We start from the raw sequence: 25,987 nt of genomic DNA, 5'->3' as shown, positions 1-25,987 counted from the left end.
CCGATCTCTTGCCCTTACCATGGCATAGGAAAGAAGCCCCCCGGTTAGGATCATGAACATCTTCACAGAAGATGCCAGTGATCGCCCAGATCCGGGTATATACGGCTGGGAATGGACTGCAGGAGGCCCCCCATGCAGGTCAAGAAGGTGATCACCTACGTGGCTGTCGCGTTCGTGGTCTTCTATCTGTTCACTCGGCCGACCGAGGCTGCCGCAGCGGTGACCGGCGTGTTCGACGGAATACTCGCAGGAGCGAACCAGTTGGCCACGTTCTTTTCCAATGTTCTGACCTGACGGATGGTTCTGTCTGCGTTGGATGCTTCCCCGCGCTGCCAGATCGTGTTACGCAGGCAGAATGAGAGATCGCCCGAGCGGCACCAAGATCAATCAGCTCGATCCGCACGCGCGGCGCATCCTCGAGCGAGCTGAGCTCGAGGGCATCGAGCTGATCCGTTTTCTGTACGCCGACCACGGTGGCGTGATTCGTGGCAAGGCGGCGTCCCGGTCACGGTTGGCCGAACGGCTCAACACGGGCATCGGGCACACGGTGGCCATGATGGCGATGAACATGCTCGACCAGCTCCAGGACGTCGAGCACATGGGTCCGGTGGGCGAAGTCCGCATCGTTCCCGACCCGGCCACGTATGTCCCGCTGCCCCACGCGCCCGGCGCCGCCGCGATGCTGTCCGACCTGCGCCTGCCGGACGGCTCGCCGTGGGGCGCCTGCGCGCGGACGTTCCTCAAGGACGCGATCGCCGACCTCGCCACCGACGGTTACACGCTGGTGGCGGCGTTCGAGCCGGAGTTCACCCTCGGCCGCCGTCTGCCCGACCCGGCGGGCGGCCCCGATCGGCTGGTGCCGCTGGACGACTCGCTCTGCTACGCCGGCGCGGGATTCGACACGGCCCACGACTACACGATCAAGCTCATCCGCGCCCTGGAGACGCAGGGCCTGCGCGTCGAGCACTACCACCCGGAGCTCGGCCCCGGCCAGCAGGAGCTGTCCATCCGCCACGCGCCCGCGTTGCGCGCCGCCGACAACCACATCCTCTACCGCGAGACCGTGCGCGGGGTGGCCACCCGCATGCAGATGTGGGCCACGCTGGCCCCCAAGCCGCTGGCCGACCAGGCCGGCAACGGCGCCCACCTGCACCTGTCGCTGTGGAGCGACTCACAGAACGTCTTCGCCGGCGACAGCGACGCCCGCGACGGGTTCATCGGCGGCCTCATCGCCCACCTGCCCGCCCTGACCGCGCTGACCTGCGGCAGCGTCAACAGCTTCCGCCGGCTGACGCCGCGCGCGTGGGCGGGCGCGTACGCCGTGCACGGCCCCGACAACCGAGAGGCCGCGGTACGCCTGTGCTCACCCCTCGGCGAGAGCGGCGAGCCCAACCTGGAACTGAAACCGTCGGACTCGTCGGCGAACCCCTACCTGTCGCTCGGAGCCGTCATCCACGCCGGCCTGGACGGCATCCGGCGCAAGCTCGACCCCGGCACGCCCGTGGACGTCGACCCGGACACGCGGCCGGGCCTCTACCCGCGCCTGCCGTCCTCGCTGGACGAGGCGCTGGACGCGCTGGAGGCGGACGAGGTGCTCATGGAGGCGCTCGGACCGCTGCGGCGCAGCGCGTACCTGACCGTGAAGCGCTCCGAGGCGGCCGCGTTCGCCGCCAAGGACGTGTCGTACGAGCTGTTCAACCACCTGCGGGTGTTCTGACCGCCTCGGGACATCCCCACGGGCGTGGGGATGCCCCGGCCGGGGTGGTCACAGCCGCACCGGGTGGCCCGCGGCTGCCAGCGCGTCCTTGATCTCGGCGATCTTCAGTGTCCCGAAGTGCAGCACGCTGGCCGCGAGTACGGCGTCGGCGCCCGCCGCGACCGCGGGGGCGAAGTCCTCCAGGCGCCCGGCCCCCCCGCTGGCGATCACCGGGACCCGCACCGCCGCCCGGACCGCGCGCAGCATCTCCAGGTCGTAACCGTCGAGTGTGCCGTCGCCGTCCATCGAGTTGAGCAGGATCTCGCCCACGCCCAGCTCCTCGCCCCTGGCGGCCCACTCCACGGCGTCGATCCCGGTGCCGCGCCGCCCGCCGTGGGTGGTCACCTCGAACCCGCTCGCGGTGCCCGCCGCCCGGCGGGCGTCCACCGACAGCACGATGCACTGCGCACCGAACCTGCGCGACGCCTCGGTGAGCAACTCGGGGCGGGCGATGGCGGCCGTGTTGAGCGACACCTTGTCGGCGCCGGCCCGCAGCAGCCGGTTGACGTCCTCGACCGAGCGCACGCCGCCGCCCACGGTGAGCGGGATGAACACCTGCTCGGCGGTCCTGCGTACGACGTCGAGCATGGTCTCGCGCTCGCCGGACGACGCGGTGATGTCGAGGAAGGTGAGCTCGTCGGCCCCCTCCTCGTCGTAGCGCCTGGCCAGATCGACGGGGTCGCCCGCGTCGCGCAGGTTCTCGAAGTTGACGCCCTTGACGACGCGTCCGGCGTCCACGTCGAGACAGGGAATGACTCTTACCGCCACGGTCATGCTCGCAGTGCCTCTATCTCGATCTCGACCAGCATTCTCGGGTCGATCAGTCCGGCCACCCGCACTCCGGTGCAGGCGGGGCGTACTTTGCCGAAGACCTCGTAGATCGCCCGTCCGACGAGGTCGAAGTGGCGTTGCTCCACCACGTAGTAGCGGATCATGATGACGTCCTCGCGGGTCAGGCCGCCCATCAGCACCGCCTCCAGCGCGATGTCGATCGCGGTCAGGCTCTGCCGGTAGGCGTCGCCGACGTGGTGGACCTCGCCGTCGATCGTGGCCGTGCAACCGGACACGATCACCCGCTCGCCCACGACCACGGCGCGGGCGTAGCCGTACTTCTCCTCCCAGATGCCGCCAGAGAACACCCTCATGCCGGTGCTTTCCATGCCGACGCTCATTCGGCCCCCTCCCTGGTGAAGCTACACGCGTACCGCGGCGAGCGCGTTTTCCAGAGTGAACGCGTGAGCGTACAGGGCTCTGCCCACAATGGCCCCCTCCACTCCGTCGGGCACGAGAGAGGCGAGTGCGACCAGGTCATCGAGGCAGGACACGCCGCCGCTGGCCACGACCGGCTTGTCGGTGCGGGCGCAGATGCGGCGGTAGAGGTCGAGGTTGGGACCCTGGAGCATGCCGTCCTTGGTCACGTCGGTGACGACGTAACGGGGGCAGCCGTCGGCCTCCAACCGGTCGAGCGCCTCCCACAGGTCGCCGCCGTCCTTCGTCCAGCCGCGGGCGGCCAGCGTGGTGCCGCGCACGTCGAGCCCGACCGCGATCCTGTCGCCGTATTCGGCGATGACCTTCCTGCACCACTCGGGATTTTCCAGGGCGGCGGTGCCGATGTTGACCCGGCGGCAGCCGGTGGCCAGCGCGGCGGCCAGGGAGTCGTCGTCGCGGATGCCGCCGGACAGCTCCACGTTCACGTCGAGCCTGGCGATCACGCCGGCGATCAGCTCCCGGTTGCCGCCCCGGCCGAACGCCGCGTCCAGGTCGACCATGTGGATCCACTCGGCGCCCGCCTCCTGCCAGGCCAGCGCGGCGGCGAGGGGCTCGCCGTGGCGGGTCTCGGTCCCGGCCTCGCCCTGCGTGAGGCGTACGGCCTGGCCGCCGACGATGTCCACGGCGGGCAGCAGTACCAGCGACATTCAGATCCTCCGGTCGAAGGCGAGGGTCATGACAACGGGTGCGAGCAGCAGGGAGACGACGAAGACGGCGAGGCTGACGGTGCTGGACTCCCAGACCAGCCAGACGATCGCCTGGACGAGCAGGAAACCGAGCGCCACCACGACGTTCTGGGCGCGGTGGCGGCGGGCGAGCAGGCCGCCCTGGCGGCGGACCCGCACCGGGCGCGGGGTCAGCCGGGCGATGAGGGCGTGGCGGCGGGCCCGGCGGGCCTGCCGCTCCTCGTTGGCCCGCATCGCGCGCGCCCGCTCGGCCTCCCGCTCGGCCCGCCGGCGCGCCCGCTCCTTGCTCACGGCGTCGTCTCCCCCGCGGGCTCCCTCACCGGCTGCTCCGCGGGTTCTCCCATCGGCCGCCTGGTCACAGGGCGCCGAGCCAGTTCGCGAGCAGCGTGGCGCCGGCGTCGCCGGACTTCTCAGGGTGGAACTGGGTGGCCATCAGGGGGCCGTTCTCCACGGCGGCGACGAACGGCACCCCGTGCTCGGCCCACGTCACCACCGGCTCGGCGAACCCCTCGCCCGTGCGCAGCTCCCACTCGCGCACGCCGTAGGAGTGGACGAAGTAGAAGCGGGTGGCGGCGTCGAGACCGGCGAACAGCACGCTGCCGGCGGGCGCCTTGACCGTGTTCCAGCCCATGTGGGGGAGCACGGGCGCGTCGAGCCGCTCGACCGTGCCCGGCCACTCGCCGCAGCCCTCGGTCTCCACGCCGTGCTCGACGCCCCTGGCGAAAAGGATCTGCATGCCGACGCAGATGCCCAGCACCGGACGGCCGCCGGACAGGCGGCGGCCGATGATCTGCTCGCCGCGGACGCTCTTGAGCCCGCTCATGCACGCCTCGAACGCGCCGACGCCCGGCACGACGAGCCCGTCGCAGCCGAGCGCGGCGTCGAAGTCGGACGTCACGGTCACGTCGGCGCCGGTCCTCGCCAGCGCGCGCTCGGCCGAGCGCAGGTTGCCCGAGCCGTAGTCGAGCACCACGATGTTCCACTTCACCACCACATCACCCCCGCCGTGATCGCCATCGCCGCGCCGACCGCGCAGAAGATCGCTCCGATCTTGAGCCCCTGCCTGCCGAGGGAGAACACGCCGCCGATGAGGAACAGGCCCAGGAACACCATCACACCGGCGATGAGGTTGTCCGTCATAGGACTCCCTTGGTGCTCGGCACGCCGGTGGCGCGCGGGTCGGGCTCGGACGCCTCGCGCAGGGCCCGCGCCAGGGCCTTGAACTGGGCCTCCACGACGTGGTGCGCGTTGCGGCCGTACGGGACGTGCACGTGCAGGCAGATCGCGGCCTGGGCGACCAGCGACTCCAGGATGTGGCGGGTCATCGTGGTGTCGTAGTCGGGCCCGATCATCGGCGCGATGCCCTCGGGCTCGGTGTGCACGAGGTAGGGACGGCCCGACAGGTCGACGGTGACCTGGGCGAGCGACTCGTCCAGCGGGCACGACGCGCTACCGAACCGCCTGATGCCCGACTTGTCGCCCAACGCCTCACGGAACGCCGCGCCCAGCGCCAGCGCCGTGTCCTCGATCGTGTGGTGCGCGTCGATGTGCAGGTCGCCCTCGGTCTTGACGGTCAGGTCGAACAGCCCGTGCTTGCCGAGCTGGGCCAGCATGTGGTCGAAGAAACCGACCCCGGTCGACACCTCGACCCGGCCCGTGCCGTCGAGGCCGACCTCCACCAGGACCGAGGTCTCCTTCGTTGCGCGCTCGACGCGGCCTACGCGACTCACAGGACTCCTTCCAGGGCGGCACGGAAGGCCGCCATCTCCTCGCCGGTGCCGATCGACACACGCAGCCATTGTGGCGGGCCCACCTCGCGGATGAGCACTCCGCGCTCCAGCAGCCCCTCCCACACCGCGCGCCGGTCAGGGAAGCGCCCGAACAGCACGAAGTTGGCGTCGGAGTCGGCCACGGCCAGACCCTTGGACCGCAGCCAGGCCACCGTCTCGTCACGCTCGCGCCGCAGCGCGTCGACCGTGCCGAGCAGATCGGCGTGGTGCCGCAGCGCCACCCGCGCCGCCGTCTGGGTGAGCGTCGACAGGTGGTACGGCAGCCGCACCAGCAGCAGCGCGTCCACCACTGCCGGGTGCGCGGCGAGGTAGCCCAGCCGCGTGCCCGCCATGGCGAACGCCTTGGACATCGTCCTGGTGACGATCAGCCGCGGGTGCTCGGGCAGCAGCGTGAGGGCCGACGGGGTGCCGGAGCGGGCGAACTCGGCGTAGGCCTCGTCCACCACCACCATGCCGGGCGCCGCCGCCAGCACGGCCTTGATCGTCTCCAGTGGCTGCGCGGTGCCCGTCGGGTTGTTCGGCGAGGCGATGAAGACGATGCCGGGGCGGTGCTCCTCGATCGCGGCCACGGCCTTGCCTGGGTCGAGCGAGAAGTCCTCCTCGCGGGTCGCTTTGATCCACTCCGTGCTGGTGCCGCTGGTGATGATCGGGTGCATCGAGTAGGACGGCTCGAACCCCAGGGCGCTGCGGCCGTGGCCGCCGAAGGCCTGCAGGATCTGCTGGAGCACCTCGTTGGAGCCGTTGGCGGCCCACACCTGCTCGGTCGTCAGGCCGTGGCCGAGGTAGGCGGCCAGGTCGGCGCGCAGCGCGGTGGCGTCCCTGTCGGGGTAACGGTTGAGCTCGCCCGCGTGCTCCCCGATCGCCGCGGCCAGGTCGGCCACCAGCTCCGCGGACGGCGGGTAGGGGTTTTCGTTGGTGTTGAGCCTGACCGGGACGTCGATCTGGGGCGCGCCGTACGGCGTCTTGCCCCTCAGGTCGTCGCGGATGGGCAGGTCGTCCAGGTTCACGCGGTCTCCGTGGGCACTCGCCAGTCGAAACGGGCGCGGATCGCGGCGCCGTGTGCGGGCAGGTCTTCGGCGTCGGCCAGGACCGACACGTGGGCGGCGGCTCCCGCGAGGGCCTCGCGGGTGTAGTCGACGACGTGGATGCCGCGCAGGAACGACTGCACCGACAGGCCGCTGGAGTGGCAGGCGCAGCCGCCCGTGGGCAGCACGTGGTTGGACCCGGCGAGGTAGTCGCCGAGCGAGACCGGCGCGTAGGAGCCGACGAAGATCGCTCCGGCGTTGCGGATCCGCGCGGCCACCTGCGCCGCGTTCGCGGTGTGGATCTCCAGGTGCTCGGCCGCGTACGCGTCGACGACCTTGATGCCGTCGTCGAGCGAGCTCACCAGCACGATGCCGGACTGCTTGCCGCTCAGCGCCTCGATGATCCGCTCGGAGTGCTTGGTGGCCGAGACCTGCTCCGGCAGCGCCTTCTCGACCGCGTCGGCCAGCTCGGGGCTGGTGGTGACCAGCACGGCGGCGGCGATCGTGTCGTGCTCGGCCTGGCTGATCAGGTCGGCGGCCACGTGGACCGGGTCGGCCGTCTCGTCGGCCAGGACGGCGATCTCGGTCGGGCCTGCCTCGGAGTCGATGCCGATGCGGCCCTTGAGCAGCCGCTTGGCCGCCACCACCCAGATGTTGCCAGGGCCGGTGACCATGGTGGCCGGCGGGCACTCCTCGGTGCCGTACGCGAACATGGCGACCGCCTGCGCCCCGCCCACGGCGTAGACCTCGTCCACGCCGAGGAGCGCGCACGCGGCCAGGATCGTGGGGTGCGGCAACCCGCCGAACGCCTTCTGCGCCGGGCTGGTCACGGCGAGCGAGCGGACGCCTGCCTCCTGGGCGGGGACGACGTTCATCACGACGCTGGACGGGTAGACCGCGCGGCCGCCGGGGACGTAGAGCCCCACCCGGTCGACCGGCACCCACCGCTCGGTCACGGTGCCGCCGGGCACGACCTCGGTGGTGACGTCGGCGCGCCGCTGGTCGCGGTGGACCAGCCTGGCCCGCCTGATCGACTCCTCCAGCGCGGCCCGGACCTTGGGGTCGAGCTCGCTCAGCGCGCGCTCGACGGTCTCGGCGGGGACCCGGGTGGAGGCGATCTCGACACCGTCGAACCTGGCGGTCAGCTCCCGTACGGCTGCCGCCCCGCGATGGCGTACGTCCTCGCAGATTGGCCGCACCTTCTCCAGGGCGGCCTCGACGTCGAGCTCGGCGCGTGGCAGCACGTCGCGCAGGTCCTCTGGCAGGGCACCGCGCATGTCGATACGGGAAATCACGCTGACAGTCTACGGAGTCCAGTGGCCGGATCTCGTTCTGTCCAGCATCCGGGACGCTTCCCGCACTGCCGGAATCCGCGGCGGGATCCGCGGCGGGACCGCCCCGGACGTACGACGGCCGTGGGGGCGGCGGCGCTCGCCGACGCCCGCCCCCACGGCCGTCCTGCCCCGGACCGGGCCTGCCGGGGCGTCGCCGTGGCCACCACGGGGACGCGGCCACGGCCGGGAAAAGCTTCGGCGGTTCTCTCTGCCCCTTGGACGCGCCGGCTAACGCGAATGGCTCGGAAAACTCTATGTCGCCAAAAGGTTACATGATGTTATTTTTACCAGGCGGACACGCGCCTCAGGCGTCCCAACCGACTGACATCACGAGTAAAAAATACCCATGTATACCTTGTTGTCCTTTTTGTCCGAATGCGTATGATTGCCGCCATGAGACAGTGGCGAGCCCCCGACGGCATCCTGGTGGAGGCGATCATCCTCGACGATCGTCCCCTGCTGCGCGTCTCCCACCGGGTCAACGGCAGGACCTACCTGCGCGGCTACTGCGCCACCGTCGCCGAGCTCGTCGACCACGGCATCGACCTGGCCGAGCTCGTCGAGGACACCGCCCTTGACCATCTGTAGACCGCGCCCCGCAACTGCCGGTCGGCCGGACGGGGTACGGCATGCACCATGGTGCGGCTGCCGGCGTACGCGCCGATGCTGGCCCAGCTCGGCACCCTGGCCTCCGTCCAGGGCGGCGGCTGGGCGGTGGAGATGAAGTGGGACGGCGTACGCGCGCTGGCCTACCTCGAGGATGGCGCCGTCCGCCTGATGTCGCGTAACAGCAAGGACATCACCCCCGCCTACCCCGAGCTCCAGCTCATGGCCGGCGCCACCGGCGGCCGCCCGGCCGTGATCGACGGGGAGATCGTGGCGTTCGACGAGACCGGCCGGCCCAGCTTCGAGGCGCTGCAGCCCCGCATGCACCAGCGGCACCCGGCCACGGTGGCGGCGCTTTCCGGCACGGTGCCGGTGACGTTCATGGCGTTCGACATCCTGCATCTGGACGACGCCAGCTCCGTCTCCCGCCCCTACACCGAGCGCAGGGAGCTGCTGGAGAGCACGTTCACACCGGGTTTCCGGTGGGAGGTGCCCGTCTGGTTCTCCGACCAGGCGGAGCGAGCGTTCGACTCCTCCAGGGAGCTGGGCCTCGAAGGGGTCGTGTGCAAGCGGCTGAGCTCGCCGTACCGGCCCGGCCGGCGCAGCGCGGAATGGACGAAGATCAAGAACGTCAGCGCGGTCGAGGTCGTGATCGGCGGCTGGCGGCCCGGCGGCGGGCGGCGCTCGGGGATGATCGGGTCGTTGCTGATCGGCGCCTACGACGAGCGGGGCCGGCTGCTGTACGTGGGGCACGTGGGCACCGGGTTCACCCAGGCCATGCTGCGCGACCTGGGCGAGCGGCTGGCGCCTCTGGAACGGGCCGACTCGCCGTTCGCGGTGCCGGTGCCGCGCGAGCACGTCAGGGACGCGCGGTGGGTGGAACCGCGGGTGGTCGGGGAGGTCCAGTACGCGGAGGTCACCGGCGACGGCCGGCTCCGCCACCCGTCCTGGCGGGGGCTGCGCCCGGACCGCGAGCCGCAGGACGCCAGCACGGCCGAGATCCTCACGCCGCCGACGAACGGGGGCCAGGCGGCGGGCTGAGTCGCGACACGACACCCCTCATTACGCTTAGTGGCATTTTCGTGACTTACAGTGGGCGAAGTGTTACTGATCCGCTGAGGGGGAACCGTGCCGAAGACTCTGGTCATCACGCTCGCCACGCTGGCGGGCGTCGCACTCACGGCACCCGGCGTCCCTCCGCACCCGGCACCCAGCGTTCCTCCGCACCCGGCACCCAGCGTCCCTCCGCACCCGGCGGCCGGCCTTCCGCCCCGCGCGACACCCGGCGTTTCTCCCCACGCGGCCGGTCTCCCTCCACACGCGACACCCGGCTTTCCGCCCCGCGCGACGGCCGGCCTTCCGCCCCGCGCGACGGCCGGCCTTCCGCCCCGCGCGACACCCGGCGTTCCGTCCGCGGCCCATCGGCCGCCGTCCGCCGCCCCGGCGCGGGATCGGGTCTGGGGAGCCGAGTCGTCTCCGGTGATGCAGCCTCGGCGGGCGGTGCGTTACTGGACGCCGGGCAAGCAGGCCAAGGCCAATCCCGCCGGCCTGCCGGAGAGCGCCGCGGACCGGGGAGGGGCTCAGCGGCTCAGCAGCGTGCCCGCGAACCAGATGCTCACCCCGGGCGGCGACACCAACGGGTACGCCCGCATGCGCCGCCCCTACACCGGCGCCGCGCTCAGCAGGATCAGCGGCCGGCTCTTCTTCGTCAACGCGGCCGGGCGCGGCGACTCCTGCACCGCCTCCGTCGTACGCTCGGCGGCCGGGGTGCTCATCATCACCGCCGGCCACTGCGTGTACGGCGTGCCGGAGGGCTCGCCGACCGGCCGGTGGCACACGAACTTCGCGTTCGTGCCCGCGTACGACGGGCGCGGCGCCACCGAACGGCAACGCGAACCCTACGGCCGATGGGGCGGACGGCGAGCCTGGAAGCCCGAGGGCTACACCGGGCAGACCGGCGGCGACTGGAACTCGGTCTACGACGTCGCGCTCATCGAGGTGGGCCGCAGGAACGGCACACTCGAACAGGCGGTCGGCGGCTTCACGCCGATGCTCAACCAGGGCGGCAGGCACACCATCGCCACCACGGGCTACCCAGGGGTGCTGGGCAGGAAGCCGTACGACGGCAGGGACCAGCTCTGGTGCCTCGGCAGGACCCGGCAGGCGCACGCGATCTCGGGCTCGATGCTCGCCGCGCGGGTCGCCCCCGCGCCGGCGGCGGGGCGGATGGAGACGCACAACTGCCACCTGTCCCAGGGGCACAGCGGCGGTCCGTGGGTCGTCAAGGGCACCGGCGACCTGGTGGGGGTGCTGTCGGCGGGCAAGGAGGACGGGGCGGCCGGCGGCAACTCCGTCGCGACCGCACTCAACGTCGAAGGCTACGGCGCGATCGTCGAACAGGCCGACCCGCGCGGAGTCTACGGCGCGCTGTCCATCAGGGCCACGGCCCCGGCGCGGGCGGTCAGACGCGGCGGCCACACCACGGTCAACGCCATCGTCACCATGCGCGGGCTGATGGCCGCCGCGCGGGTGCCCGTCACCCTCACTCTGCCGCCGGGCACCACCCTGGGCGCGGTCAGCGGGGCCGCCTGCCGGCGCAGCGAGCAGCGGGCCGCGTGCACGATCGCCGCCGTCCACCCGGGGCGGCCCGTGCGCATCTCCGCCCGCGTCAACATCGCCGCCGACGCCAACCGCTCCCTTCCTGTCACCGCCCACGTCGCCTCCTCCCGCCTCGACCCCACTCGCCGCGACAACACCGCCACTCGATTGATCGTCTCTCGGTGATGTTCATCTTTTACGGCGGAGCACGGGAGGGCGCCGCCCGCCGTCGTCACCACCCCCCGTCGTTTCAACGCCCCTCGGGCGCGCCGCGCCGCGACCGTGACGTCGCACGGTGGGTTTCAGCTCGCAGGTTCCTTGAGGGTGTGGGTGAGGAGGTAGGCGAGGAAGGGGAAGGCGATCAAGGTGGCCAGAGCCGCCTGGAGTGTGGTGGCCTCGGCCATCGCGCCCACCAGGGGGCTGGTCAGGCCGCCGACGCTCACCGCCAGGCCCAGGGTCACGCCGCTGGCCGTGCCGACCCGGCTCGGCAGGAAGTCCTGGCCCAGCGTGACGTGCAGGGAGAACGGCACGTACAGGGCGATCGACGAGGCGGCGATGAAGGCGTACGCGACAGGTCCAGGTGCCAGCACCACGCCCGCCACGGCGGGCACCGCCAGCGCGTACGCCACTCGCATCGTGCGCACCCGGCCCCAGCGGGCCGCCAGCCTGCCGCCCAGCACCGTGCCCGCCGCCCCGCCCGCGAACAACACGAACAGCGCCACGGCCCCCGCCGTCCCGCCGCCCATGTAGAGGGCGACGAAGGCGCTGAGCCCCACGTACACGACCGAGCGGAAGACGATCACCAGCGTCAGCCTGGCGAACGACGGCCAGTCGTCCCGGCCGGACACCGGTGCGGCGGTCCTGGTGGCCTGCCCACCACCGGCCGTCGCACGGATCGCCGGGAGCGTGAGCAGCGCGGCCAGCACAGCAGGCACCACGAGGAACGGCGAGGCCCCCAGGCCCCACGCCGCCAGCAGCGGCGTCACCAGCACCGGAGCCGACGCGAACCCGAGGGTCCCGCCGAGCGAGAACCAGCTCATCCGGACGTGGCTGCCCTCACTGGCGATCCTGGCCAGTCGCGCGGACTCGGGATGGTAGGCGGCCACGCCCAGCCCGGACAGGGCGACGGCCAGCCAGGTCAGGGCGTAGGAGTCCGTCACTCCGCCCACCGCCACCCCCGTCCCTGCCACGACCATGCTCACCGGGATCAGCCACGGCATCCGCCACCTGTCCGTCAGCACGCCGAACACCGGCTGCACGATCGAGGACAGCAACGTGGCCGCCAGCACGACGCCCGAGACGGCGACGTAGCCGTACCCGCGTTCGGCCACCAGGAACGGCACCAGCGCGGGGACCGCGCCCTGATAGAGGTCAACGGCCGCGTGGCCGGCGGCGAGCATGGGGATCTTGTTCACGCTTCGATCATTTCCCGGCCGTGGCTGGCTCGCTTCCGATAAAATGCCAATCGATGACGGGAATCCGCCACCTCTCCGAGGCCCCCACCGGGCGCCGGCCGCTCGCGCCGGGCGCGGGCATCGACGCGCACCTGCACGACACCCACCAGATCGTGTACGCCTGCCGCGGCGTCCTGTCCGTCACCACCGAATCGGGCACCTGGGTGGCCCCGGCGAACCGGGCGATCTGGATTCCCGCGGGCACCGTCCACGAGCACCGCGCCCACGGCGACACGGACCTGCGCCTCGTCGGCCTCACCGACCGGCCGCCCGGCCTCGACCGCCCCGCCGTCCTGGCGGTCGGGCCGCTGCTCCGCGAGCTGATCATCGCCTACACCGACGACACCACTGGCGCGGCGGACGGTGGGGAGCGGGAGCGGTTGCGCGGGGTGTTGTTCGATCAGTTGAGGCGGGCGCCGGAGCAGCCGTTCCATCTGCCGGCGGCCAGGGATCCCAGGCTGGCCGCCGTCTGCGCGGTGCTGCACCGCGACCCCGCGGACGGCAGGACCCTGGCACGGCTCGCCGCGCAGGCCGGCACCAGCGATCGGACCCTCGCCCGGCTCTGCCGCAGCGAGCTGGGCATGAGCTTCCCGCAGTGGCGCACCCAGTTGCGCCTGCACCACGCGCTCCTGCTGCTCGCGGACGGCCTCCCCGTGACCGCTGTGGCCCATCGGTGCGGGTGGGCGTCCGCGAGCGCGTTCATCGACGTGTTCCGGCGGGCGCTCGGCTACACACCGGGCCGGGCCTTTACAATGTAGATTCGCTACACTCGGATGTCGTGAGCAAATCGAAAGGCAAGGGCGGCACCCCGGCCACCATGGCGCTGACCAAGGCGAAGGCCGAGTTCGCGGTCCACCCCTACGAGCACGACGCCTCCGCCCAGGCGTATGGCGAGGAGGCCGCGGACGCGCTCGGCGTGCCGTACGAGCGGATCTTCAAGACGCTGGTGGCGGAGGTCGAGAGCGGCCTCGTGGTGGCAGTCGTGCCGGTGGCGGGCAAGCTCGACCTCAAGGCGCTGGCCGGTGCGCTCGACAGCAAGCGGGCCGCGATGGCCGACGCCGCCAAGGTGGAGCGGGTGACGGGCTACGTCGTGGGCGGCATCAGCCCGCTGGGCCAGCGCAAACAACTGCCGACGGTGGTCGACTCCTCGGCGCTCGACTTCGAGACGATCTATTTCTCGGCGGGCAGGCGTGGTCTGCAGATCGAGACCGCGCCCGCCAACCTCATCACGCTGACCAGGGCCGTCACCGCCCCCATCGGCAAGGCCGGCTGAGCAGGGCCTCTCCGGGTTCACGCGTGCGGCGTGACGCCGTCACATGCCGTGGCGGTCGCGTCGCGGCCGTTCAGGGTACGGGCCTGCCGGGCGCCCCCAGCGTGGCCCGTCCATGGGCGGGCCGTCGGGGCGCAGGCGCGGCCGCTCCATGGGCGGACCGTCGGGGCGGCGCCAGCGCGGTGGCTCTATGGGGTGCCTCTGGACAGGCGGCCGCTCGATGGGCGGAATATCCGGGCGGCCCCATGCGGGCCCGTCGTCCAGCCGGACGTCGCGCCGATCCCAGCCGGGCCGCTCCGCGTACGGATCGGCGGGACGGTCGCCGTGTGACCCTCCCCAGGGCGAGTCCTCGGAGTGGCGCCACCCCGGAGACGGGCCGTCCATGTCCTGCTGGAGCAGCCACTCGAAGAGCCTGCGGTGCCGCCTCATGAAGGCACGGTCGCCGCGCCTCTTCTTGCGCCGGTCCTCCGCGACCACCGCCTCCTCCAGCCCGGGCGTGTGGCCGCCGCCGAAGCGCCCCATGTCGGGCCCCGGGAACCCCTTGGGCTCGAACCGGCGCAACGCGGACCGCATCGACTCCACCCAGATCGGCCCTGGCAGCGACGCGCCCTGCACCGAGCCGTAGTAGCGGTCCCCGATCTGCACGCCCTGCAGCGGGAAACGGTAGGAGCCGCGGATGTCGCCGACGCTGACCGCGGCCGCCAGGTGCGGCGTGTATCCGGCGAACCAGGCCGAGGTGTACCCGTTGTTGGTGCCCGTCTTGCCCGCGGCGGGCCTGCCGATGCTCTGGCCCTGCATCGTGCCCTTGTCGAACACGCCGCTCAGCACGTGGTTGACCGCGTCCGCGACCTGTCGCTCGATGGCCTGCTCACAGGCCGGCGGCACATGCGTACGCCGCCCGTCCCTGCCGGTGATCTCCACGATCGCCAGCGGCCGGCAGTACTGCCCCCTGGCCGCGAACGCCGCGAACGACGCCGCCACCGTCACCGGGTCCATCTCGTTCACGCCCAGCGTGAACGTCGGCACCTCGCGCAGCGGCCCCCCGTCCGCACGGATCGCGCCGAGCGCCCTGGCCGTCCTGACCACGTCGCAGAGGCCGACCTTGCGCTCCAGCATCATGTAGAAGATGTTCACCGACTTCCAGGTGCCGGTCTCGATGCTGTGCGGGCCGCCCTCGCCCTCGCCGCTGGCGTTCAGCACCCGGGTGTTCGGGTCGTTCACCGACCGGCCCGCGCAGTTGCGGTAACCCTGCCCGGGCACCAGCGCCCCCGGCGTCTCGAAGCCGTCGTTGAAGCGCCATCCCTGCTTCAGTGCGGTGGCCAGGGTGAACACCTTGAACGTCGATCCGGCCTGGAAACCCTGCCCTCCGCCGTGCGCCACGTCGGCGGGCAGGTTGAAGGTGGTCCTTGAGCCGCTCTTCTTGTTGCCGGGATTGCGGCCGAACCTCTTGCTCGCCGCCATCGCCGTGATCCGCCCGGTCCCCGGCTCCACCATGGCCTCGGCGGCCACCTCGGTGTCCTCGGGCGCCACGTGGCGGCTGATGGCCCGCTCGGCCGCCTGCTGCGCGGCCGGGTCGAGGCTGGTCCTGATCACCAGGCCGCCCCTCGCCATCCGCGCCCGGCGTTCGGCGTCGGTGTTGCCGAACGCGGGGTTCGACAGGAGTTCGCGCTGCACGTACAGGCAGTAGAAGGGGTAGCGGCTCTGCTCGCAGCCGCCGGGCTCGGGCCGGAGTTTGATGGCTAGCGGGGCGGCCTTGCCGGCCGCCGCCTGCTGCTGGGTGATCAGCTTGAGCCCGGCCATGCGGTCCAGCACGAGGTCCCGCCGCATCTTCAGACGGGCCCGATGCGACCCGCCGAGCGAGGGATCGGTCGAGTATGGCATCCGCACCGCGCCCGCCAGCGTGGCCGCCTGGGTCAGCGTCAGCTTGGAGGCCGACGTGGAGAAGAAGCGCCTGGCCGCCGCCTGCACGCCGTGCGCTCCCGCGCCGAAGTAGGCGATGTTCAGATAGCGCTCCAGGATCTCGTCCTTGCGGTATTTCTTCTCCAGCGCCAGGGCCAGCCGCAGCTCGGTGATCTTACGGGCCAGGTTCGGGGCGCGGGCCTTGTCGCGTTCTACGCCGGTACGGGCGCTCTCCACCAGGATGTTCTTGACGAGCTGCTGCGTCAGGGACGAGCCGCCCTGCTTGATTCCACCGGCCTGGGTGTTGGTCAGCAGCGCACGGAACGTGCCCCGGACGTCGAGGCCGCCGTGCTCGTAGAAGCGGGCGTCCTCGATGGCCACGATGGCCCTGCGCATCACCGGCGCGACGGCGCCCAGCCGCACGGCCGTCCTGTTGGCCTCGTAGAACTGGGCGAACTGCCTGCCGTCCTTGTCCAGCAGTCTGGTCACCTGCGCGAGCGGCTCCTCACGCGGGGCGGGCGGCAGGTCGACGAACATGTTCGTGACGCCCATCGCGGCTATGCCGCCCCCGCTCGCCACGGGTGCGATCAGTGCGGCCGTCAGGACCCCGCCGAGCGCTCCCGTCAGTCCGAGTACGCCGATGGATCTGAGTACGGTCACGTCAGATGGTGTGCGACGTCCCGATCAGTGACAAACGCCCGCTTCCCACCTCTTTACCGTTGCCTGCTGATGTTCAGACCAAGCGACGCGAACTGCTCGAACGGGTGGTGGTAGCCGCGTTCGATGTGGTGGACGCCGCGCAGCGTGGACGGCCCGTCGGCCACCGCGGCCGCCAGCACGGCGGAGAATCCGGCTCTTATGTCGGGCAGCGTCACGTCGGCGCCCTTGAGCTGGGACACGCCGCGCACCACGGCCGAGTGCCTGGCGTTGGTGTCGTGGTAGCGGCAGGCCGGGCCGCCGAGGCACTGGTCGAACACCTCGATCTCGCAGCCCATCTTCTGCAGCGCGGGGACGTACACCAGGCGGTTCTCGAAGACCGTCTCGTGCAGCACCGACATGCCCTGGCTCTGGGTGAACAGCACCATGAGCGGCGTCTGCCAGTCCGTCATGAACCCGGGGTGGGTGTCGGTCTGCACCGCCGCCGCGCGCAGCCCCTCGGGCGGCGCGGTGGCGCACAGGTACTCGTCGTTGATGTCGAACTGGGCGCCCATCCTGGCCAGCGTGGTGATCGCGGTGACCAGGCGGTCCTGCGGGCAGCCGTGCACCCGGACCTCTCCCCCGGTGACCAGGCCGGCCGCCAGGTACGAGAACGCCTCGATGCGGTCGCCGGTCAGCCAGGTGGAGGCGCCGCGCAGCCGTTCGACGCCTTCGATGACGATCCTGCGGTCGGGCGACAGCTCGATCCTGGCGCCCATCCGCTGCAGGAACAGCGCCAGCTCCACCACCTCGGGCTCCATGGCGGCGTTCTTCAGCACCGTCTTGCCCTCGGCCAGCACCGCCGACATCAGGACCGTCTCGGTGGCGCCCACGCTGGGGTAGGGCAGCTCGATCCGGGTGCCGTTCAGCCTCTTGGCCTTGGCGAAGATGCCGCTGTCGCCCACCTCCACCTCGGCGCCCATCGAGCGCAGGGCCTCCACGTGGAAGTTCACCGGCCGCCGCCCGATCGGGTCGCCGCCGACCAGCGGGACGAACGCCTCCCCCGCCAGGTGCAGCAGCGGGCCGAGCATGAGGATGGGGATGCGGTTCAGCCCGGTGAACGCGTCGGGCACCCTCGGCCTGATCTCGGGGCCCTGCTCGATCCTGATCTCCTTCCTGGTGATCTCGACGTTGATGCCCAGGGCCTCCAGCATCGCGGCCGTGATCTCGACCTCGCCCACCTCGGGGGCGTTGTGGATGCTGCTCTCTCCGGCGCCCAGCATGGCGGCGACCATGTGCTTGGAAACGCCGTTCTTGGAACCGCGCACCTCGATGTCTCCCCGGAGCGGGCCGGAGGGCTCTATCAACCAGACCTCTTCTGCAATCACGAAGCGAGCCTAACCGGGCGATAGCATCAAGCTGGTTCGGACGTACATGTGAGGGGGAGTGGCGTGACGAGGGAAGTACGCGCTTTTGCGGTAACTGTCCTCACACTCGCCACTCTCGGGGTCGCCGCCGGACTGGTCTGGTCCGGGCTGTCCCCCCGGGCTCCCTACCAGGTCACGGAGCAGGGACCGGTGCTGGCCGACCTGAGCACGCAGGCGCTGATCGCGGCCGACGGCTGGTTCGCGGTGATCACGGGCGGGCTGGGGCTGCTGTGCGGCGGGGTCGCGTGGTTCGCGGCGCGGCGGTGGATGCTGCCGGTGCTGCTCGGGCTGTGCGCGGGCGGGGTGGCGGGCGCCCTGCTGACGTTGTGGGTCGGGTCCACGTTCACGATCGGGGCGGTCATGGTCGAGGCCGCCGCCGCGCCCGGCGTGAAGATCGTCCCGGGGGCACTGAAGCTGACCGCCTCGGGTGTGCTGGTGTCCTGGCCGCTGCTGGCTGTGGGGCTGTTCGGGCTGCTGGAGGGCATGCACGGGTACCGCGAGTCGCCGCTGCGGCACCCGTATGGGGACATTCCCTAGCTAGAGGGGCGGGCGGCGCCGGCCGTGGCCGGTGGCCTGCTCGAACGCACGCGCCACGCGCAGCACCCTGGCGTCCTCGAACGGCCGCCCGACGATCTGGACGCCCACCGGCAGGTCGTCCGTGGTGAACCCGGCCGGCACCGAGGCGGCCGGGGAGTGCAGGACACTGATCCAGTACGCGGAGCGCATCCAGGAGAGGTAGTCGGGCAGCGGCAAGCCGTTGATCTCGCTGACGTGGGGCTGCTCGACCGGGAACGGCGGCACCTGGCTGACCGGCGCGATGAGCACGTCGTAGGTGTCGAAGAACGCGGCCATCCGCTGGTATAGGCCGCTGCGCGCCTGCTCGGCCCTGGCCAGGTCGGCGCCTGTGACCTGGCGGCCCTGCTCGACGTTCCAGCGGGTGTTGGGACCGAGCCGGTCGAGGTCGCTGAAGGACAGGGCGTAGTTCCAGGCCCGGTAGGTCCGGAACGCGTCCTCCGCGCCGGACAGGTCCAGCTCGACCTGCTCGACGTGCGCCCCCAGCCGCTCGAACACACCGGGCGCCGTCGCGGTGACCGCCGCCGTGCGCTCGTCCACCGGCAGCCCGCCCAGGTCGGGACTCCAGGCCACCCGCAGGCCCGCCACGCCCTCCTCGGGCTCGGGCGCGAAGACCTCCTTGATCGAGTACGGTGACCGCCGGTCGAACCCGGCGATGGCCCCGAACATCAGCGTGACGTCCTCGACCGTCCGCGCCATCGGCCCCAGCACCGACAGCGTGTACCAGGCGTTGGTGTCGGACACGACGGGGACGCGGCCAGGGGTGGGCCGCAGGCCGACGACGTTGCAGAAGGAGGCCGGGTTGCGCAGGGAGCCGCCCATGTCGGAGCCGTCGGCCAGCGGGACCATGCCGGTGGCCAGCGCGACGGCGGCTCCCCCGCTGCTGCCCCCGGCGGACTTGGACAGGTCGTAGGGGTTCCTGGTGGCGCCGAACACCTCGTTGACGGTGTGGGAGCCGGTGCCGAACTCCGGCGTGTTGGTCTTGCCCACGGTGATGGCGCCGGCGGCGCGCAGCCGCTGAACGATCAGGTCATCTTTTTCCGGGATATTTTCGGAAAAGATCGGTGAGCCGTAGGTTGTCCGGATATTGGCGGTGTCGACGAGGTCCTTGTGCGCGACCGGCAGGCCGTGCAGCGGGCCGCCCGGCTCGGCCGCGTCGGCCGCCTTCGCCGCCTCCAGCGCCTGCTCGGCGACCAGCGTCACGATGGCGTTGACGCGGGGATTGACCTGCTCGATGCGGTCGAGGTGGGCCTGGAGGAGTTCGACGGCGCTCACCTGGCGGGTCCTGATCAGGTGGGCCAACTCGGTAGCGCTCAGGTAATGCAGTTCACTCACCCTCCGATCCTCCCCCACGGGACCCGGAAGAACGACGGCGAACCTTGCCAGGCAGTGGGGAGACCACGTGGCGGGCCCACTGTGCGCGCGTCACGGCGGCCGGCCCGGCACACCGGAGGAGCGTCTCCCTGGACGGAGCCCGGCCACGTGCCGAGGGTGGGGGCGGCCGTGCTCCGCCGTAAAAGAAGAATGGTTCAAAGGAGGCACGCGGGACCGAGCAGCTCCTTGAGGTCGCCCATCAGGGCCGGGGACGGCGTCACGCGCGGGTCCACCCGCAGCACCGTCGTCCGCGGCCCGTCATGCACCTGCAGGTGGACCTCCGACGTGCCCGGGTGCGTGGCGAGGATCTCCTTCAGCCGCCCCACCACCTCGGGCGTGCAGCGCGTCAGCGGCAGGTTGACCAGCAGCGGCCCGCCCGCCTCCCGCGCCAGGTCGGGCGCCGTCACCTCCATGGCGATGATCTTCGCCACGTCCTCCCGCTTGTCAATCCTGCCCTTGACGAACACGATCGCGTCCTCGGCCAGGATCGTCGAGCTCAGCAGGTACGCCGACGGGAAGATCATCACCTCGATCGAGCCCTCGAGGTCCTCCAGCTGGGTCAGCACCCACGTGTCGCCCTTCTTGGTGACCTTGCGCTGCAACCCGCTGAGGATGCCGCCCACGGTCACCACCTGCCCGTCGGGGCGGCTCTCGTCCTGCACCGCCGCGATCGAGCAGTCGGCCCCGGCGGCGAGGACGTGCTCGACGCCGAACAGCGGGTGGTCGGACACGTAGAGGCCGAGCATCTCGCGTTCGAACTGCAGCAGGGTGCTCTTGTCCCACTCCCCCAACGGGATCCGCACGTCGAAGGTCCGATCGTCGCCCCCGGTCACGCCGAACAGCGAGTCCTGCCCGATGGCCTCGTTGCGCTTGATGTCGACGATCGCGTCGACGGCCTGCTCGTGCACCGCGACCAGGCCCCTGCGCACGTGGCCGAGCGAGTCGAAGGCGCCCGCCTTGATCAGCGACTCGATCACGCGCTTGTTGCAGACGACTGCCGGCACCTTGCGCAGGAAGTCCCCGAAGTCGGCGAAGCGGCCCAGATTCCGGCGGGCGGCGATGATGCCGCCGACGACGTTGCCGCCCACGTTGCGGACGGCCGACAGGCCGAAGCGGATGTCGGTGCCGCGCGGGGTGAAGTCGAAGTCGGAGTCGTTGACGTCCGGCGGGAGGACCTTGATGCCCATCCGGCGGCACTCGTGGAGGTAGAGAGCCGACTTGTCCTTGTCGTCCTTCACCGAGGACAGCAGCGCGGCCATGTAGGCGGCGGGGTGGTTGGCCTTGAGGTAGGCGGTCCAGTAGGCGATGAGGCCGTAGGCGGCGGTGTGGGCCTTGTTGAAGGCGTAGTCGGAGAACGGCAGCAGGATGTCCCACAACGCCCTGATCGCGCCGTCGGAGAAGCCGTTGTCCTTCATGCCCTGCTCGAAGGAGGCGAACTGCCGGTCCAGCTCCGCCTTCTTCTTCTTGCCCATCGCGCGGCGCAGCAGGTCGGCGGCGCCGGGTGAGTAGCCCGCCACCCGCTGCGCGATGGCCATGACCTGCTCCTGATAGATGATCAGGCCGTAGGTCGTGTCGAGGATGTCCTCCAGCGGCTCCGCCAGCTCGGGGTGGATCGGCGTGATCTCCTGCTGGCCGTTCTTGCGCAGCGCGTAGTTGGTGTGGGAGTTGGCGCCCATCGGGCCCGGCCGGTAGAGGGCGAGGGCGGCGGAGATGTCCTCGAAATGGTCGGGACGCATGAGGCGCAGCAACGAGCGCATGCCGCCGCCGTCGAGCTGGAACACGCCCAGCGTGTCGCCCCTGGCCAGCAGCTCGTAGCCGGCGCGGTCGTCGAGCGGCAGCTCGAGCAGATCGATCCGCTCACCCGTGGTCGCCTCGATCAGCTTGAGGCAGTCGTCCATGATCGTGAGGTTGCGCAGGCCCAGGAAGTCCATCTTCAGCAGGCCGAGCGCCTCGCAGGCCGGGTAGTCGAACTGCGTGATGATCGCGCCGTCGGAGTCGCGGCGCATGATCGGGATGTGGTCGGTCAGCGCCTCGCGCGACATGATCACACCGGCTGCGTGGACGCCGGTCTGCCTGATCAGTCCCTCCAGGCCCCTGCCGAGGTCCATCGTCGCCCTGACGGCGGCGTCCTCCTCGTAGAGCCTGCGCAGCTCGCCGGCCTCGGCGTAACGCGGGTGGTCCCGGTCGAAGACGCCCGCCAGCGGGATGTCCCTGCCCATGGCGGCGGGCGGGAACGCCTTGGACACCCTGTCGCCGAGCGCGTACGGGTGGCCGAGGACGCGACCGGCGTCCTTGACGGCGGCCTTCGCCTTGATGGTGCCGAACGTGGTGATCATCGCGACCTTGTCGGCGCCCCACTTCTCGCTCACGTAGCGGATCACCTCGCCCCGCCTGCGCTCGTCGAAGTCGATGTCGACGTCGGGCATGGACACGCGCTCGGGGTTGAGGAACCGCTCGAAGATCAGGCCGTGCGGGATCGGGTCGAGGTCGGTGATGCCCATCGCGTACGCCACCAGCGACCCCGCCGCCGAGCCACGACCTGGGCCGACCGGGATGCCGTTCCGCTTGGCCCACATGATGAAGTCGGCGACCACGAGGAAGTAGCTCGGGAAGCCCATCTGCTCGATGATCCCGATCTCGTACTCGGCCCGCTTCCTGTGCTGCTCGTCGTAACCCTCCGGCCGGCGCCTGGCCATGCCCTCCCAGACGCTCCGGCGGAAGAACCCGCTCTCCGTCATCCCCTCGGGGACGGGATAGGCAGGCATGAGGTTCTTGAACTCGAAGAACCCGGCCGGATCGGTCCTCTCGGCCACCAGCAGCGTGTTGCGGCAGCCCTCGGCCCACAGGTCGGAGGAGTCGGCCGCGCGCATCTCGCCGGCGGTCCTGATGGAGTAGCCGGTGCCGTCGATGCGGAACCTGTCGGGGTCGGACAGCTGACTGCCGGTCTGGATGCACAGGAGGGCGTCGTGGGAGGCGGCGTCGGACTCGTGGACGTAGTGCGAGTCGTTGGTCACCAGGGGCGGGATGCCCAGCTTCTTGCCGATCCGGGCCAGACCGTCGCGGACCCGGCGCTCGATGTCGAGGCCATGGTCCATGATCTCCAGGAAGAAGTTCTCCTTGCCGAAGATGTCCTGATATTTCGCGGCGGCCTTGACCGCCTCGTCGTACTGGCCGAGCCGCAGCCTCGTCTGCACCTCGCCCGACGGGCATCCCGTGGTGGCCATCAGGCCCTCGGCGTGCTCGGCGAGGAGCTCGGCGTCCATCCGCGCCCACTTGCGGACGAACCCCTCCGTGTAGGCTCGTGAGGACAACCGCATCAGGTTACGCAGGCCGACCTTGTCACGCGCCCAGATCGTCATGTGGGTGTAGTAGCCACCGGCCGAGACGTCGTCGCCCCGCTGGTACGGCTCGCCCCACAGCACCGGTTTCCTGTCGTGCCGCGACCCGGGTGCGACGTATGCCTCGATGCCGATGATCGGCTTGATGCCCGCGCCGGTCGCCTGCCGGAAGAAGTCGTACGCGCCGTGCATGTTGCCGTGGTCGGTGATCGCGATCGCGGGCATCCCCAGGTCGCCGGCCCGCTCGAACAACTGCTCAAGCCGGGCCGCACCGTCCAGCATCGAATATTCCGTATGCACGTGCAGATGGACGAACGAGTCCCTCGACGACATCGAACGGCGCCTCCCCGGTCTGACGCTTGACCTGCTTCGACTGTAGTAGCCGCCACCGACATTTCCGGATCCACGCCTCGTGACCGCGCGAACCCGGCGTGCCGGGGTACCGCCGCGATCGGGGGCCCCTATATCGTCGATGTCACTCTTAGTAATTGAGGAGACACTCGGTGCACAATCAGACCGACGAGGGATACCAGCACTCGCTGGGCAACCGGCAGGTCCAGATGATCGCCATCGGCGGGGCGATCGGGGTGGGCCTGTTCCTGGGCGCCGGAGGCCGGCTGGCCGCCGCCGGGCCCGCGCTCGTGCTCTCGTACGCCGCCGCCGGGCTGGCCGCGTTCTTCGTCATGCGGGCGCTCGGCGAGCTCGTGCTCTACCGTCCGGCGTCGGGGTCGTTCGTCGAGTACGCGAACGAGTTCATCGGGCCGTGGGCCGCGTTCGCCAGCGGCTGGATGTACTGGGTCAACTGGGCGTTCACCGGCATCGCCGAGCTGACCGCGATCGCCGCGTACATCCATTACTGGGCCCCCGCCTTCCCCGAGTGGGGCACGGCGCTGATCGCGCTGGGGTTCGTGATGACGGTCAACCTGTTGTCGGTGAGGCTGTTCGGCGAGCTGGAGTTCTGGTTCGCCATGCTCAAGGTGCTGGCGATCGTCGTCTTCCTCGTCGTGGGGCTGGTGCTGGTGGTGTTCACGGTCGGGCAGGCCGGGCCGCAAAACCTCGCCTCGCACGGCGGTTTCTTCCCGACCGGCGTTCCGATGGTGCTGATGAGCCTGCAGTCGGTGGTGTTCGCGTACGCCTCGATCGAGCTGGTCGGCATCACGGCGGGCGAGACGGCCAGGCCGCACGAGGTCATGCCGAAGGCGATCAACGGCGTGGTCTGGCGCATCGCGATCTTCTACGTGGGCTCGGTGGCGCTGCTCGCCATGGTCCTGCCGTGGACCGCCTACAGCGCGGGCGTCTCACCGTTCGTGACGGTCTTCTCCGGCCTCGGCGTCCCGTGGGCCGGCGACGCCATGAACCTCGTCGTGATCACCGCCGCCCTCTCCTCCTGCAACTCCGGCCTGTACGCCACCGGCCGCATCCTGCGTTCGATGGCCATGAAGCACGAGGCGCCCCGCTTCGCCGGCACCCTCAGCTCCCGGCACGTCCCGATCGGCGGGATTCTCTTCACGGCCGTCATGTTCCTGGGGGGCGTCGCGCTCTTCTACTTCCTCCCGGAGCGAGCCTTCAACATCGCCACCGCGGCGGCCTCCCTCGGCGTGGTCACCACCTGGGGCGTCCTGATCTTCTGCCAGATCCGGCTGCGCCGCTCCGGCCACCGCTCGACGTTCCCCATGCCCGGCTCCCCGTACACCAACTGGCTGACCCTGGGCTTCCTGGGCCTGGTCGTGCTGCTGATGCCGTTCGCGGACCAGGACCAGCGCATCGCGTTCTACCTGATCCCCGTCCTGGTCGTGGGCATCGCCGGCGGGTGGTGGATCATCCGCCGCCGCAGGCGCGCGGCGGCGGCGTGCCTGCCGCAGGAATCGTCGGCTGGGTAGTCTCTGTGGCGCAGGGGTCGCCGCTCGGGTGGGGGAGGTCGCGCTGGACGGCACGAGACGGAACATCGTCCGGGTCACTGCCGCCGTCGCCGCGGGTGTCGTACTGGCGTTCGGGTGCCTGCAGCTGGGCGTCTACCCGAAGCTGGCCTGCGCCCTGCTCGACGCGGGCTGCCCGACCACCCGGGAGCCGGCCGGGCGGTTACCGCAGGCGACGCGGCTGACGCCCGTACAGGTCGCTCAGAGCGGCATGTACGTGGCACTCGGCGACTCGTACTCCTCGGGTGAGGGCGTCTACGAGCTGGACAAGCAGCCGCTCAACGACGGCGCCGACCGCTGTCACCGGGCGAACGGCTCGTACGTGCCGCTGGTCGCGCGGGCCTACCGCTTCGGCGGCGGCACCGCCTTCTACGCCTGCAGCGGCGCGACCACGAGCCAGCTCCTGTCCGGCCAGTACGGTCACCAGCCCCAGATCACCCGCGTGGACACGGCCGCCAGCCTGGTGACGCTGAGCATCGGCGGCAACGACGCCGGCTTCACCAAGGTCCTGACCGGCTGCATCGTCAAGCTGCCGTGGTCCACGGCCTGCGTCGACCAGGACACGGCCGTCAACCGCCGCATCGAGCAACTGGGCCCCAACCTGCTGAAGGTCCTCAGGGAGCTGCGCGTCCGCGCCCCCGGCTCCCGCGTCATCGTGCTCGGCTACCCGCGGCCGTTCCCCGAGAATCCGGCGGAGACCGTCGACAACCTCAGCCCCGCGGACCAGCGCTGGCTGAACGACGTGACCCGGCGGCTCAACGGTGTGGTCGGCTCGGTGGTGTCCGACTTCGACCGCGCGATCGCGGCGTTCGGCGCGCCGGGAAGCGTCGAGTACGTGGACGCCTACGAGGCGTTCACGGGCCACGAGGTCGGCCGCCCCCAGCCGTTCCTCAACGGCCTGCACGTGGACGTGGAGCAGATGAAGGTCAACGCCAGCAGCTACCACCCGACGGGAGAAGGTTACCGCCGCTTCGCCGACCTCATCACCAAGCAGATCGCCGCCGGCCCCGGCCGCCCCATGAACAACTACCGCCTG

24 protein-coding genes are annotated in these 25,987 nt (G+C 71.0%); 10 read left to right on the top strand and 14 right to left on the bottom strand.

The genetic code is table 11. From position 1 onward, the window contains the following. Positions 1 to 132 precede the first annotated feature (132 nt). Both ITP53_RS23865 and ITP53_RS23860 read left to right on the top strand, forming a co-directional pair. Complete coding sequence (locus ITP53_RS23865) at positions 133 to 294, top strand: hypothetical protein (RefSeq protein ID WP_195897660.1); 162 nt, start codon at positions 133 to 135, stop codon at positions 292 to 294. A 61-nt stretch (positions 295 to 355) separates the two neighbouring features. Further along, positions 356 to 1,717, top strand: a complete 1,362-nt coding sequence (locus ITP53_RS23860) for a glutamine synthetase family protein (protein WP_195897659.1) — start codon at positions 356 to 358, stop codon at positions 1,715 to 1,717. Between the two features lie 48 nt (positions 1,718 to 1,765). Here ITP53_RS23860 and hisF read toward each other — a convergent pair whose 3' ends face one another. From hisF to hisD, 9 genes are all read right to left on the bottom strand, one after another. Continuing rightward, positions 1,766 to 2,530: an imidazole glycerol phosphate synthase subunit HisF gene (gene hisF / locus ITP53_RS23855; protein ID WP_195897658.1), complete on the bottom strand. Its 765-nt coding sequence runs from the start codon at positions 2,528 to 2,530 to the stop codon at positions 1,766 to 1,768. Further along, positions 2,527 to 2,928 (bottom strand): Rid family hydrolase, encoded by a 402-nt coding sequence (locus tag ITP53_RS23850; RefSeq protein ID WP_195897657.1) that lies wholly within the window; start codon positions 2,926 to 2,928, stop codon positions 2,527 to 2,529. Before ITP53_RS23850 ends, hisF begins: the two co-directional genes overlap by 4 nt. Positions 2,929 to 2,949: 21 nt before the next feature. Further along, the gene (gene priA / locus ITP53_RS23845; RefSeq protein ID WP_195897656.1) at positions 2,950 to 3,672 is read right to left on the bottom strand and encodes a bifunctional 1-(5-phosphoribosyl)-5-((5-phosphoribosylamino)methylideneamino)imidazole-4-carboxamide isomerase/phosphoribosylanthranilate isomerase PriA; all 723 of its coding nucleotides are present in this window, start codon (positions 3,670 to 3,672) and stop codon (positions 2,950 to 2,952) included. Then, positions 3,673 to 4,002, bottom strand: coding sequence for a hypothetical protein (locus ITP53_RS23840; protein WP_195897655.1), 330 nt, complete (start codon positions 4,000 to 4,002; stop codon positions 3,673 to 3,675). 64 nt (positions 4,003 to 4,066) lie between these two features. Continuing rightward, positions 4,067 to 4,699, bottom strand: a complete 633-nt coding sequence (gene hisH, locus ITP53_RS23835) for an imidazole glycerol phosphate synthase subunit HisH (RefSeq protein WP_195897680.1) — start codon at positions 4,697 to 4,699, stop codon at positions 4,067 to 4,069. Then, positions 4,696 to 4,851, bottom strand: coding sequence for a hypothetical protein (locus tag ITP53_RS23830; RefSeq protein ID WP_195897654.1), 156 nt, complete (start codon positions 4,849 to 4,851; stop codon positions 4,696 to 4,698). The genes hisH and ITP53_RS23830 overlap by 4 nt, the downstream gene beginning before the upstream one ends. Next, on the bottom strand, positions 4,848 to 5,441 hold the full coding sequence (hisB, locus tag ITP53_RS23825; protein ID WP_195897653.1) for an imidazoleglycerol-phosphate dehydratase HisB: 594 nt from the start codon (positions 5,439 to 5,441) through the stop codon (positions 4,848 to 4,850). The genes ITP53_RS23830 and hisB overlap by 4 nt, the downstream gene beginning before the upstream one ends. Next, the gene (locus ITP53_RS23820) at positions 5,438 to 6,508 is read right to left on the bottom strand and encodes a histidinol-phosphate transaminase (RefSeq protein ID WP_195897652.1); all 1,071 of its coding nucleotides are present in this window, start codon (positions 6,506 to 6,508) and stop codon (positions 5,438 to 5,440) included. The genes hisB and ITP53_RS23820 overlap by 4 nt, the downstream gene beginning before the upstream one ends. Then, complete coding sequence (gene hisD, locus ITP53_RS23815; protein WP_195897651.1) at positions 6,505 to 7,821, bottom strand: histidinol dehydrogenase; 1,317 nt, start codon at positions 7,819 to 7,821, stop codon at positions 6,505 to 6,507. Before hisD ends, ITP53_RS23820 begins: the two co-directional genes overlap by 4 nt. A gap of 432 nt (positions 7,822 to 8,253) precedes the next feature. Here hisD and ITP53_RS23810 point away from each other — a divergent pair, with 432 nt between their 5' ends. From ITP53_RS23810 to ITP53_RS23800, 3 genes are all read left to right on the top strand, one after another. After that, complete coding sequence (locus tag ITP53_RS23810; protein ID WP_195897650.1) at positions 8,254 to 8,448, top strand: hypothetical protein; 195 nt, start codon at positions 8,254 to 8,256, stop codon at positions 8,446 to 8,448. Between the two features lie 48 nt (positions 8,449 to 8,496). Beyond that, complete coding sequence (gene ligD, locus ITP53_RS23805; protein WP_195897649.1) at positions 8,497 to 9,507, top strand: non-homologous end-joining DNA ligase; 1,011 nt, start codon at positions 8,497 to 8,499, stop codon at positions 9,505 to 9,507. Between the two features lie 441 nt (positions 9,508 to 9,948). After that, a complete protein-coding gene (locus tag ITP53_RS23800) occupies positions 9,949 to 11,250 on the top strand; it encodes a trypsin-like serine peptidase (protein WP_236051129.1) in 1,302 nt (433 codons plus the stop codon). Between the two features lie 116 nt (positions 11,251 to 11,366). On the opposite strand, the gene ITP53_RS23795 is transcribed toward ITP53_RS23800, so the two are convergent. Continuing rightward, a complete protein-coding gene (locus ITP53_RS23795; RefSeq protein ID WP_328815535.1) occupies positions 11,367 to 12,479 on the bottom strand; it encodes an MFS transporter in 1,113 nt (370 codons plus the stop codon). Positions 12,480 to 12,532: 53 nt separating this feature from the next. Here ITP53_RS23795 and ITP53_RS23790 point away from each other — a divergent pair, with 53 nt between their 5' ends. Both ITP53_RS23790 and ybaK read left to right on the top strand, forming a co-directional pair. Beyond that, positions 12,533 to 13,276, top strand: a complete 744-nt coding sequence (locus tag ITP53_RS23790; RefSeq protein ID WP_195897647.1) for an AraC family transcriptional regulator — start codon at positions 12,533 to 12,535, stop codon at positions 13,274 to 13,276. 59 nt (positions 13,277 to 13,335) lie between these two features. Further along, positions 13,336 to 13,791: a Cys-tRNA(Pro) deacylase gene (ybaK, locus tag ITP53_RS23785; RefSeq protein ID WP_195897678.1), complete on the top strand. Its 456-nt coding sequence runs from the start codon at positions 13,336 to 13,338 to the stop codon at positions 13,789 to 13,791. Between the two features lie 39 nt (positions 13,792 to 13,830). On the opposite strand, the gene ITP53_RS23780 is transcribed toward ybaK, so the two are convergent. After that, positions 13,831 to 16,347 carry a transglycosylase domain-containing protein gene (locus ITP53_RS23780; protein ID WP_195897646.1) on the bottom strand — a complete coding sequence of 839 codons (2,517 nt, stop codon included), beginning with the start codon at positions 16,345 to 16,347 and terminating at the stop codon, positions 13,831 to 13,833. 53 nt (positions 16,348 to 16,400) lie between these two features. Then, positions 16,401 to 17,711 carry a UDP-N-acetylglucosamine 1-carboxyvinyltransferase gene (gene murA, locus ITP53_RS23775; protein ID WP_328815532.1) on the bottom strand — a complete coding sequence of 437 codons (1,311 nt, stop codon included), beginning with the start codon at positions 17,709 to 17,711 and terminating at the stop codon, positions 16,401 to 16,403. 63 nt (positions 17,712 to 17,774) lie between these two features. Here murA and ITP53_RS23770 point away from each other — a divergent pair, with 63 nt between their 5' ends. Then, on the top strand, positions 17,775 to 18,287 hold the full coding sequence (locus ITP53_RS23770; protein ID WP_195897645.1) for a hypothetical protein: 513 nt from the start codon (positions 17,775 to 17,777) through the stop codon (positions 18,285 to 18,287). Here the strand turns inward: ITP53_RS23770 and ITP53_RS23765 are convergent, their stop codons facing one another. Both ITP53_RS23765 and dnaE read right to left on the bottom strand, forming a co-directional pair. After that, positions 18,288 to 19,658, bottom strand: a complete 1,371-nt coding sequence (locus tag ITP53_RS23765; RefSeq protein ID WP_195897644.1) for an amidase — start codon at positions 19,656 to 19,658, stop codon at positions 18,288 to 18,290. Between the two features lie 194 nt (positions 19,659 to 19,852). Further along, the gene (gene dnaE / locus ITP53_RS23760) at positions 19,853 to 23,368 is read right to left on the bottom strand and encodes a DNA polymerase III subunit alpha (protein ID WP_195897643.1); all 3,516 of its coding nucleotides are present in this window, start codon (positions 23,366 to 23,368) and stop codon (positions 19,853 to 19,855) included. Between the two features lie 170 nt (positions 23,369 to 23,538). On the opposite strand from dnaE, the gene ITP53_RS23755 reads away from it, so the two are divergent. Both ITP53_RS23755 and ITP53_RS23750 read left to right on the top strand, forming a co-directional pair. Further along, the gene (locus ITP53_RS23755; protein ID WP_328815528.1) at positions 23,539 to 24,915 is read left to right on the top strand and encodes an amino acid permease; all 1,377 of its coding nucleotides are present in this window, start codon (positions 23,539 to 23,541) and stop codon (positions 24,913 to 24,915) included. Positions 24,916 to 24,943: 28 nt separating this feature from the next. Next, positions 24,944 to 25,987: SGNH/GDSL hydrolase family protein (locus ITP53_RS23750; protein WP_195897642.1), on the top strand; the 1,044-nt coding region annotated here is incomplete at its 3' end.

The sequence above is a fragment of the Nonomuraea cypriaca genome, from assembly GCF_015645445.1.
Lineage (GTDB): Bacteria > Actinomycetota > Actinomycetes > Streptosporangiales > Streptosporangiaceae > Nonomuraea > Nonomuraea cypriaca.
The sequence above is the reverse complement of the archived record's forward strand: the minus strand, read 5'-3'. Positions and strand labels throughout refer to the sequence as shown.

What these genes read in the sequence shown, in the direction of transcription:
- ITP53_RS23790 (WP_195897647.1), top strand. Translation starts at nt 12,533, where the DNA reads ATGACGGGAATCCGCCACCTCTCCGAGGCCCCCACCGGGCGCCGGCCG.
- priA (WP_195897656.1), bottom strand. Translation starts at nt 3,672, where the DNA reads ATGTCGCTGGTACTGCTGCCCGCCGTGGACATCGTCGGCGGCCAGGCC.
- ITP53_RS23865 (WP_195897660.1), top strand. Translation starts at nt 133, where the DNA reads ATGCAGGTCAAGAAGGTGATCACCTACGTGGCTGTCGCGTTCGTGGTC.
- ITP53_RS23860 (WP_195897659.1), top strand. Translation starts at nt 356, where the DNA reads ATGAGAGATCGCCCGAGCGGCACCAAGATCAATCAGCTCGATCCGCAC.
- dnaE (WP_195897643.1), bottom strand. Translation starts at nt 23,368, where the DNA reads ATGTCGTCGAGGGACTCGTTCGTCCATCTGCACGTGCATACGGAATAT.
- ITP53_RS23830 (WP_195897654.1), bottom strand. Translation starts at nt 4,851, where the DNA reads ATGACGGACAACCTCATCGCCGGTGTGATGGTGTTCCTGGGCCTGTTC.
- ITP53_RS23800 (WP_236051129.1), top strand. Translation starts at nt 9,949, where the DNA reads ATGCAGCCTCGGCGGGCGGTGCGTTACTGGACGCCGGGCAAGCAGGCC.
- ligD (WP_195897649.1), top strand. Translation starts at nt 8,497, where the DNA reads ATGGTGCGGCTGCCGGCGTACGCGCCGATGCTGGCCCAGCTCGGCACC.
- ITP53_RS23850 (WP_195897657.1), bottom strand. Translation starts at nt 2,928, where the DNA reads ATGAGCGTCGGCATGGAAAGCACCGGCATGAGGGTGTTCTCTGGCGGC.
- ITP53_RS23810 (WP_195897650.1), top strand. Translation starts at nt 8,254, where the DNA reads ATGAGACAGTGGCGAGCCCCCGACGGCATCCTGGTGGAGGCGATCATC.
- hisF (WP_195897658.1), bottom strand. Translation starts at nt 2,530, where the DNA reads ATGACCGTGGCGGTAAGAGTCATTCCCTGTCTCGACGTGGACGCCGGA.
- ybaK (WP_195897678.1), top strand. Translation starts at nt 13,336, where the DNA reads ATGGCGCTGACCAAGGCGAAGGCCGAGTTCGCGGTCCACCCCTACGAG.